The organism is Larkinella harenae (assembly GCF_054780515.1).
Genome location: NZ_BAAGWE010000010.1, coordinates 129625 through 137754 on the forward strand (window position 1 = coordinate 129625; position 8130 = coordinate 137754).

Below are 8130 nucleotides of genomic sequence, written 5' to 3' on the forward strand. Positions count from 1 at the left end.
AGCGATCTGATCGCTGAATTACACCGATGAACACGCAACGATTCTTTTATTTCATCTCCCTGCTATTGCTGACAATCCTGACTCATGCACAGCCGCTGACACCCTACCAAACCAGTCCGGGCCAACTAACGGGTAAGCTTATCGACTCTACTACGCGCCAAGCCGTGCCGTTTGCCTCGGTAGCCTTGTTGTCCGAAACCGGAGCGATTGTAACGGGCCAGACCACCTCCGAATCAGGGCTTTTTACGTTTACCAAACTGGCATCGGGCACTTATGGTCTAAAAATTACCTCGATCGGCTACCAGCCCCGAACGCTAACGCCTATTACACTCACCGCTAACCAGGCCATTCAGGATTTGGGTATCATCCGGCTTCGGCCAGAAAGCCGCCTGCTCAACGAAGTAAGGGTGACGGCCAAGAAAGCCTTGATCGAAGAAAAGCCCGACCGCCTGGTGTACAACGCGGGCAGCGATCTTACCAATAAAGGCGGAACAGCGGTCGATGTGCTCCGCAAGGCACCCATGCTTACCGTCGACGTGTCGGGAAATGTCCAGATTCGGGGCAGCTCCAGCATCAAAGTGTTGTTGAACGGTCGGCCATCGGGTCTGCTGGCTCGTAATCTCAGTGAAGCCCTGAAGATGATTCCGGCCAATACTATTCTGGCGGTCGAGGTGATGACAAGCCCGGCGGCCCGCTACGATGCCGAAGGGGCCGGTGGGGTTATCAACATTATTACCAAGAAGCAGTTAAAAGGCTCAAACGGCAATCTGGACGTAACAGGGGGGAACTATGTTCAGTCGCTGGGTGGCACCTACGGTTTTAAGCGGGAAAAATTCGGTCTGACGTTTTCGGGTAATACCAACGCCGAACGGGAAAAAAGTATTACTGAATTGACCCGCATCTCGCTGGTCGACGGACGACCAGCCGGCGAATTGTTTCAGCGAAATTACGCCAATAACATCAGTCGCGGCTGGTTTGGGGATCTGAGCATGGAGTATGCCTTCGATACGCTGAACCGGGTGAATCTGTCGGTCAGTAGCTGGGGAGGAACCTGGCCTAACTCCAGCACGCTCTTCAACCGATTCCGCAACGCCGACAATCTGGTCACTCAGGAGTACCATCAAGTTGTCGATCAAAAGAATCCTTTCGGCAACATAGAGTGGAACCTGGGCTATACCCGAACGTTTCGGAAGCCGAAGCAGGAACTGAGCATCCTCGGCCAGTATAGCTATACCTTTGATAACAATCGCTATACCACCAACCAATATGATCCGACCCGGCAGCTCCGCTACCGGGAAACGAGTGCCAATCTCAGCCGCAATCCCCAGTGGACCTGGCAAATCGATTATAGCCACCCCTTTTCAACGAGTGGTCAACACCTGTTCGAAGTGGGTGCCAAGATGGTGCACCGGGATGTGAGGAGCGTGTACGAGGTCTATTCCAGCCAGTCGGAAGATGTGAACCGTCTGCTACTGAGTCGCGACCGGTCCAATACGTTTACCTACAACCAGCAGGTTATGGCGGGGTATGCCTCTCTGAAGTTGACCAGCAAAACGTTATGGACGCTGCAACTGGGCACCCGACTGGAAAACACGACAATGGCCGGGCAGTTTATCCATACCATTTCCCCGTTTCGGGTTCAGTTCCATAACTTCATTCCCAGCGTCGTGCTGGCTAAACAACTAACGGAGCAGCAGTCGATCAAGGTATCATATACGCAGCGGATTTCACGGCCCATGATCTGGGATCTAAATCCCTACGTTAATGCCAGTGATCCTAAAAATTTGGTGGCGGGTAATCCACAGTTACGGCCTGAACTCGCTCATCTGGCCGAACTGGCCTACAGTTTGACCACCAAAAACGGGGCGTATCTCAATGCGAACCTCTACCGGAGGCAAACCGCTAACTCCATCGAAGATGTGCGAACCGTCGATACGGCGGGGGTATCAAGGACCAGCCGGCAAAATGTAGCCCGCAACGCACGGACCGGATTAAACCTGAACGCGTCCTGGGAGATGGGTCGAAACTGGAAAGTAAATGGAGGGGGTGAGTTTTATCATGCCACCTTTAGTAGCCCATCGCTGGGGATAAATAACGCGGGCTGGCTCTGGCAGGCAACGCTCAACCTGGCCTACCAGCTTCCGCGCAACTATGCCGTGCAGGCCAACGGTGTCTACAGTACAGGGTGGATCTTGCTGCAAGGCAAAAACTCCGCCTGGTATGATTATAGCCTGGCTGTTCGAAAAGAATTATGGGATAAGAAAGCCAGTTTGATCCTGGGGGTCAACAATCCGTTTACGTATCCCTTCCGCCAGCAAAACGACTCGCAGTCGGCCACGTTCCGGGCTCATACCGCTAACCAGTACTTCACCCGTTCGATCAAACTGACCTTTAGCTGGCAGTTTGGACAGATGCGTGAAAGTCAAGATGGAAAGAGCCATAAAATAACCAACGACGACGCCCGAGCGAAGTAACCCACCCCAAAATAAATTTTCATTTAACCTATATAGAACCATGCAATTCTTCAAACCGAGGTATACACTCTGGACGATTAATACTGCCAATCTGTGGCTACGTCTGGGATTGGGCGTAGCCATGCTTCCTCACGGCTACGAAAAATTGACGCATTTTGGCCAGCAGCAGGCCGACTTTCTAAATTTATTCGGGCTGGGAAGTGCCGTTTCTCTGGCCCTGGCCATCGGGGCAGAGTTCTTCTGCTCGATTTTTTTGATGCTGGGATTATTGACCCGCCTGGTACTGATTCCGCTTCTGGTAACCGCGCTGGTTATTGTTTTTGTAGCTCATCAGGGGGATATCGCGGGCGACGGTTCAGCGGGTTTTCTGTTCCTGATTGGCTACTTCACCTGCCTATTGCTGGGGGCTGGAAAATATAGCCTGGACGCGATCATTTTTAGGACATAACGATTGAGCGACCGATTAAGTCCTTTTCCGCAGCACGCCACCATGATGTATGTAACCAAAGCCCATCGAGAAACGCTTCTTGTCCTTCTTTTGGTCTCTTTCCTGCTGAATACCTCTTTAGTATGGGCCCAAAACGGGTACATAATAACCGGGAAAGTGACCGACGCCCAGACCGGAGAAGGAATTCCGTTTGCCACGGTTGGGATGAAGGGCAAGGCCCTGGGAACCCAGTCTGATTTTGAAGGAAACTATCGCCTGTCGGTCAGTTCGCTGACCGATTCGCTCCTGATTTCCTCCCTGGGTTATGCGGCAAAAAGTATGTCGCTCACGCGGGAGCGGCAACAGACGATTCACGTCCAGTTAGTCCCAACGGCCCAGCAACTCACCGAGGTCGTGGTTCGGGCGCGCGGTCAGGATCCGGCCTACCGGATTTTACGGCAAGTCGATGAGCACCGCAAGCAGAATGATTTTGCGCAACTAAACGCTTATCAGTGGGAGGCCTATAATCGAATCACTATTTCCGTACAAAATCTCTCCGAAAGGTTTAAGCAAAGAAAAATGATCCGGGATATTTATGACAAAATAGCCCAGTTCGAAACGTTGCGGGATAAAAACGCGACGGTGGTGATCCCGGTATACTCCTCCGAGTCGGTTTCTTCAGTCTTCTTTCGAAAAGATCCCGTGCAGATGAAGGAAGTCATTCAAAAGAGTTATGCCAAAGGACTAGGGGTAACCGATGAGAATTTTATCGCCCAACTGACCGCTTCGGGTTACAATACCATCAATTTCTACCAAAACTGGATTGGCCTTTTCCGAAAAGAATTCCGATCGCCCTTAGCCAAAGCGGGAACGGGTTTTTACACCTATTTTCTACGGGATACGGTGCAGGTGGGGCTACACCCCTGTTACCAAATTGACTTTGACCCCAAAAATGAGCACGATCTGGCGTTTCGGGGAACGATGTGGATTGATACGGCCTCGCACGCCTTGGTTCAGATCGACGCGACCGTTGAGAAGTCGGCCAATATCAATTTTATTGACAAAATTCAGATTCAGCAGGAGTACGAACAACTGGGGCCGAAAGAAGACACCTGGATCCCCGAAAAAACACGGATCGTGATCGATGCATCGGGGCTTTTCGACCGATCAACCGGGGTCGTTGTTGGGATGACCGTCCGTGTAAAAGATGTGATACCCCATCAGCCCAAACCAAGTGCTTTTTTTGATACCCCCGTTGCCATCACTCCCGATAGCCAAACGGCCGATGATTCATTCTGGCGTAATCAGCGGCAGGAGAAAATGACCGAAGACGAACAGCTTTCCCTGGCCTTAATCGACACGGTCAGTCAAGTACGCTCCTTCAAACGCCTAGCCCGGCTGGTCGATTTTGGGGCTAATGGCGGGTTTATGCCTCTTTCCCGAGGCCTCGATTTTGGCTCTACTTTTTTTAGTTATGCCTATAATTCGATTGAGCACCACCGATTTTGGGCCGGAATTCGCACGAGTCCGGGGTTCAGTAAAAAGTGGTTTATCAAGGCCTACCTGGCATACGGTACCCGCGACAAACTGATCAAACGGGGCCTGGAAGTAAGTTATACGCCCTCGACAGCCCCCCTGACCCGTTTAGGTTTTCAAACGGATTTTGACATCGACCAGATCGGCATTCGTCAGGCTGACCTTGGCGATAACCCGTTGTTTCGGCTAGCTTCGCGATTTGGTAAGCTGAACGGTGCTTTTTACCAACGGGATATACAATTTTTTTTGCAGCGGAATGTCTTGCCAAATTTGACGAGTACGATTACCCTTCGGCACCGTCGGTTCTACCCAGTTTTCCATTTCAGACCAGCAGAGTTTAGGAATAATCGCTATTCCATTGTAACGCCTTTTAGTGCTCCCGAAGCAAGTATTGCTCTTGACTACATCCCGAATCGCTTACCTACCCGAAACCCCAACCGGATTCGGGTTCGAGCCGGGAACACGGCGCCCAGAATGGGTGTCAGCTATACGGTTGGCCATATTTCCGATGCCGAATTGGGTCCGCTGGAAAAAAGCCTGGGCGACTATCATATTTTGAAAGCCCATTTTTCTCATACACTGCGCTTTGGAATTGCGGGCAAAACGGATTATACACTGAAGGGCATGTACACGCCCTCGCTGCTGCCCGTCAATTTACTCTCTGTCCACCAAGGCAACGAGACGTTTTTGTATGCTAAAAACGCCTTCAATTTGATGAGGTATTCAGAGTTTGCTAGTGATCGCTCTGTATCGTTTTCGGTTCACCATTCTTTCGAAGGATTAGTAACCAACCGCGTTCCTGTGCTGAACCGGTGGCAGTTGCGGACATTTGCAGTGGGTAACATTTTGGTGGGCAGCTTGCGACCAGAGAACGAAACGCTGGTATCAAAGTATCTCCCCGCTGGGGATAGTGCCTTGTCCCAGTTGTATCTGCCCAAATCGCTTGGCAGTGTGCCGTATGTGGAGGTGGGTTATGGAATCGATAATATTTTTCGTATCCTGCGCGTCGTAGCTATCCACCGGCTTACTCATCTGGATGCACCCGGCAGTAGATCATTTGGCATCCGAGCCGCAATCCATTTGTCGTTTTAAACCAGGTGAGTTGATAACTCAGGCGAATTGTTGGCAGCGGTCAATTTACTTCCGCTATGAAGCATACTTCAATATGGGGGCGTTTCAGGAGACGTTTTTTTCTTTTCCTTCTGTTTCCATTTGATTGCCAAGTTAGTAATCATAACGTGAGACACTTGATTGAACACTCTCTTGATCTTTAGTAACCATTAAGTTTCCTTTGGTTAATTCTTTCTGTAACACATTCTTAGGCTACTTGCCGCTTATCTGAACAGAAATCGATCCCAATCCATGATTTGAACACAACGAACCGTAACTTGGATACGGTTTTCAGGACGACCGTTCTCATTTTTGCTTCACAAATAGAATAAGATATGGACGTAACCTTAATAACCGGAGCTTCAGGGGGGATCGGTGAAGCCCTGGCTACCCAACTGGCCGCACGAAAACATAATTTGTTGCTCGTAGCCCGCAGTACCGACAAACTCGAAAGACTTTGTACACAACTCACGAAAACTTATGGCGTTCAGGCTCAACTATTTCGGTCGACTTGAGTCGGCCGGAGGCCACCGGGCGGGTCTATGAAGAATGTCGGAAAAGAAAGCTGACCGCTACCTTGTTGATCAACCATGCGGGTATTGGCTCCAGATCGTCTTGAAAAAAGACTGTCCCGGCAAAATTCAGTATGGGCGACCCCCTATGATTTTGACGAAGGGGTCATGTCTTTTTTTGCCCCCAGGCAGGTCAGTATTCTCGATCCTGGCGAGGTATTGGCCAAATCGGGCTGGCTGTTGAGTATCCACCCTGATTTTTTGAGAACATTTCCATTGGGAAAAAAATAAAGGACTACATTATAATCGGCAATTTATTACGCGTAGACCCAAACACAGCAAGTTGTTGAGTAGAGTTGAGCTTGTAATTCGTGAGTCGGTGCGAAACGCAGCTGAGCAAGGCTTACCCACGGTCAATGACCTGGCCAGGCAGATGAACCTGTCGCCCAACTACCTAAGCGATTGTCTGAAGCAGCTGACGGGTCAAACGGCCCAGCAGTATATTCACGAAAAGTTGATCGAACAGGCGAAAGAAATCCTGACGACCACAGACTTGTCAGTCAGCGAAATAGCTTACCAATTGGGGTTTGGTTACCCGCAGTCTTTCAGTAAGCTCTTCAAGAGCAAGACCAACCAATCGCCGTTGGCGTTCAGAGCATCCTTTCATTGACCAGCTACCAGTTGGTGCTTTCCATTGGACTTTTCGAGGAAGTGAACTTCTTACGAAAACGCTCTTTGACGGCAGATATCACCAGATTATCCCGGTTATGACCAGTGCGCAAACTTTGTCTGATGGCTTTATCTACCTCGCATCGAAAACCCAACAACTTTACCGTTGATTTTATCTGCCCAGATGCATGGTTCTTGGCGAAGTGCCCCTCTGATTGTTTCGTCAGTGATTCCCAGGTCAGCCAGCTGTTCGATCGAAAGGTGGTTTTCACGCACGCTCGTCCGAACGTCAAAGATTGCTGGGATGTCGTCTTCAAAAGCTTCACGGATAGTGATCGTCATAAGAATTCTCCAACTATTATTGATTCAAAGAAAATCCACAAAGGCTACTGACCATTGATTAATCGATAAAAGCTCGATCTATAGCCATCACTAATCGAAATACCTTTTTGGCCAATGTATACCAACCCTCCATCAATGAGCCGGATATGGGCCAGGGAGATAATGTAGGAGCGATGAACGCGGCAAAACTGCGTGGCTGGTAAGACATCCAGAATCTCTTTCAAAGCCATATAGGTGACGATTCGTTGCTCAGCCGTATACACTGATATATAATTGTTTAAGCCCTCAATATAGAGAATATCCTTAAAGGCCACCCGGTGAAACGTGTTCTTGGCGCTTCCTTTCAGAAAAATATAATCTTTCGTTGGATCGGAACGGAGCGAGGTATCGCCCTGTAGCGCTAAGAACTTCGCCAGGGCATGACGAAAACGCTCCGGCTCAATCGGCTTTAGCAAGTAATCGACGGCATCCAAATTGAACCCCTCTAGGGCATAGTCAGGATAAGCGGTTGTTAGGATCACTTTACACTTGTCCCCACAAATCTTCACGAATTGCAGCCCGCTCAGCTCAGGCATCTGGATATCTAAAAAGACCAGGTCAATCAATCCTTCGTTGACCAGTCGTATGCCTTCGTACACATCGGTGGTTGCCTTAATCAACGTAAAGTCGGGGGTTTGGGCCAGATAGGTCTGGATCACTTGGGTCGCGTAGAATTCATCGTCCAGGGCCAGGCAGCGATAACTTTTGGAGTTGGTCATAAGCAAAGGGTTAGCGACGAATGAAACGTGTCTCCCTCTCCTTGAATCGCCAGGGTATGACGACCGGGATACAGCATCGATAATCGACGTTTGACGTTTTCCAGGCCAATCCCGGTGGAAGAGGCTCGGGTTTGGCGATTGATCCGGTTTGTGACCTGAAAAATGAGTTGCGAATTGTATCAACCCCTATAAAGTTGGAGAGTTTTGTTAAAATAGTTTAGTCCATCAGGCGGCTTCAGTAGCAGCCCAATCCGGCTGATTCTGTGGTTGCTCTGATCGTAATTTCATGCCCTCCTGCCATT

Annotated in this window: 8 protein-coding genes; 6 read left to right on the forward strand and 2 right to left on the reverse strand. The window is 49.8% G+C overall.

The window, feature by feature from the left end; translation table 11 throughout:
• The first annotated feature begins 26 nt into the window (after positions 1 to 26).
• From ACYVH9_RS28025 to ACYVH9_RS28050, 6 genes are all read left to right on the forward strand, one after another.
• Complete coding sequence (locus tag ACYVH9_RS28025) at positions 27 to 2474, forward strand: TonB-dependent receptor (RefSeq protein ID WP_460639752.1); 2448 nt, start codon at positions 27 to 29, stop codon at positions 2472 to 2474.
• A 40-nt stretch (positions 2475 to 2514) separates the two neighbouring features.
• Positions 2515 to 2922: a DoxX family protein gene (locus ACYVH9_RS28030; RefSeq protein ID WP_460639753.1), complete on the forward strand. Its 408-nt coding sequence runs from the start codon at positions 2515 to 2517 to the stop codon at positions 2920 to 2922.
• Positions 2923 to 2925: 3 nt separating this feature from the next.
• On the forward strand, positions 2926 to 5529 hold the full coding sequence (locus tag ACYVH9_RS28035) for a DUF5686 and carboxypeptidase-like regulatory domain-containing protein (RefSeq protein ID WP_460639754.1): 2604 nt from the start codon (positions 2926 to 2928) through the stop codon (positions 5527 to 5529).
• A gap of 353 nt (positions 5530 to 5882) precedes the next feature.
• Positions 5883 to 6062: an SDR family NAD(P)-dependent oxidoreductase gene (locus ACYVH9_RS28040; protein ID WP_460639755.1), complete on the forward strand. Its 180-nt coding sequence runs from the start codon at positions 5883 to 5885 to the stop codon at positions 6060 to 6062.
• Between the two features lie 75 nt (positions 6063 to 6137).
• Positions 6138 to 6350 (forward strand): hypothetical protein, encoded by a 213-nt coding sequence (locus ACYVH9_RS28045; protein ID WP_460639756.1) that lies wholly within the window; start codon positions 6138 to 6140, stop codon positions 6348 to 6350.
• 88 nt (positions 6351 to 6438) lie between these two features.
• Positions 6439 to 6729: a helix-turn-helix domain-containing protein gene (locus tag ACYVH9_RS28050; protein ID WP_460639757.1), complete on the forward strand. Its 291-nt coding sequence runs from the start codon at positions 6439 to 6441 to the stop codon at positions 6727 to 6729.
• Between the two features lie 128 nt (positions 6730 to 6857).
• Here ACYVH9_RS28050 and ACYVH9_RS28055 read toward each other — a convergent pair whose 3' ends face one another.
• Positions 6858 to 7070, reverse strand: a complete 213-nt coding sequence (locus tag ACYVH9_RS28055) for a hypothetical protein (protein WP_460639758.1) — start codon at positions 7068 to 7070, stop codon at positions 6858 to 6860.
• 44 nt (positions 7071 to 7114) lie between these two features.
• Positions 7115 to 7828 carry a LytR/AlgR family response regulator transcription factor gene (locus ACYVH9_RS28060; RefSeq protein ID WP_460639759.1) on the reverse strand — a complete coding sequence of 238 codons (714 nt, stop codon included), beginning with the start codon at positions 7826 to 7828 and terminating at the stop codon, positions 7115 to 7117.
• Positions 7829 to 8130 lie beyond the last annotated feature (302 nt).

Coding starts and splice junctions, on each gene's coding strand:
- ACYVH9_RS28025 (WP_460639752.1), top strand. CDS start 27: ATGAACACGCAACGATTCTTTTATTTCATCTCCCTGCTATTGCTGACA.
- ACYVH9_RS28030 (WP_460639753.1), top strand. CDS start 2,515: ATGCAATTCTTCAAACCGAGGTATACACTCTGGACGATTAATACTGCC.
- ACYVH9_RS28040 (WP_460639755.1), top strand. CDS start 5,883: ATGGACGTAACCTTAATAACCGGAGCTTCAGGGGGGATCGGTGAAGCC.
- ACYVH9_RS28045 (WP_460639756.1), top strand. CDS start 6,138: ATGCGGGTATTGGCTCCAGATCGTCTTGAAAAAAGACTGTCCCGGCAA.
- ACYVH9_RS28055 (WP_460639758.1), bottom strand. CDS start 7,070: ATGACGATCACTATCCGTGAAGCTTTTGAAGACGACATCCCAGCAATC.
- ACYVH9_RS28060 (WP_460639759.1), bottom strand. CDS start 7,828: ATGACCAACTCCAAAAGTTATCGCTGCCTGGCCCTGGACGATGAATTC.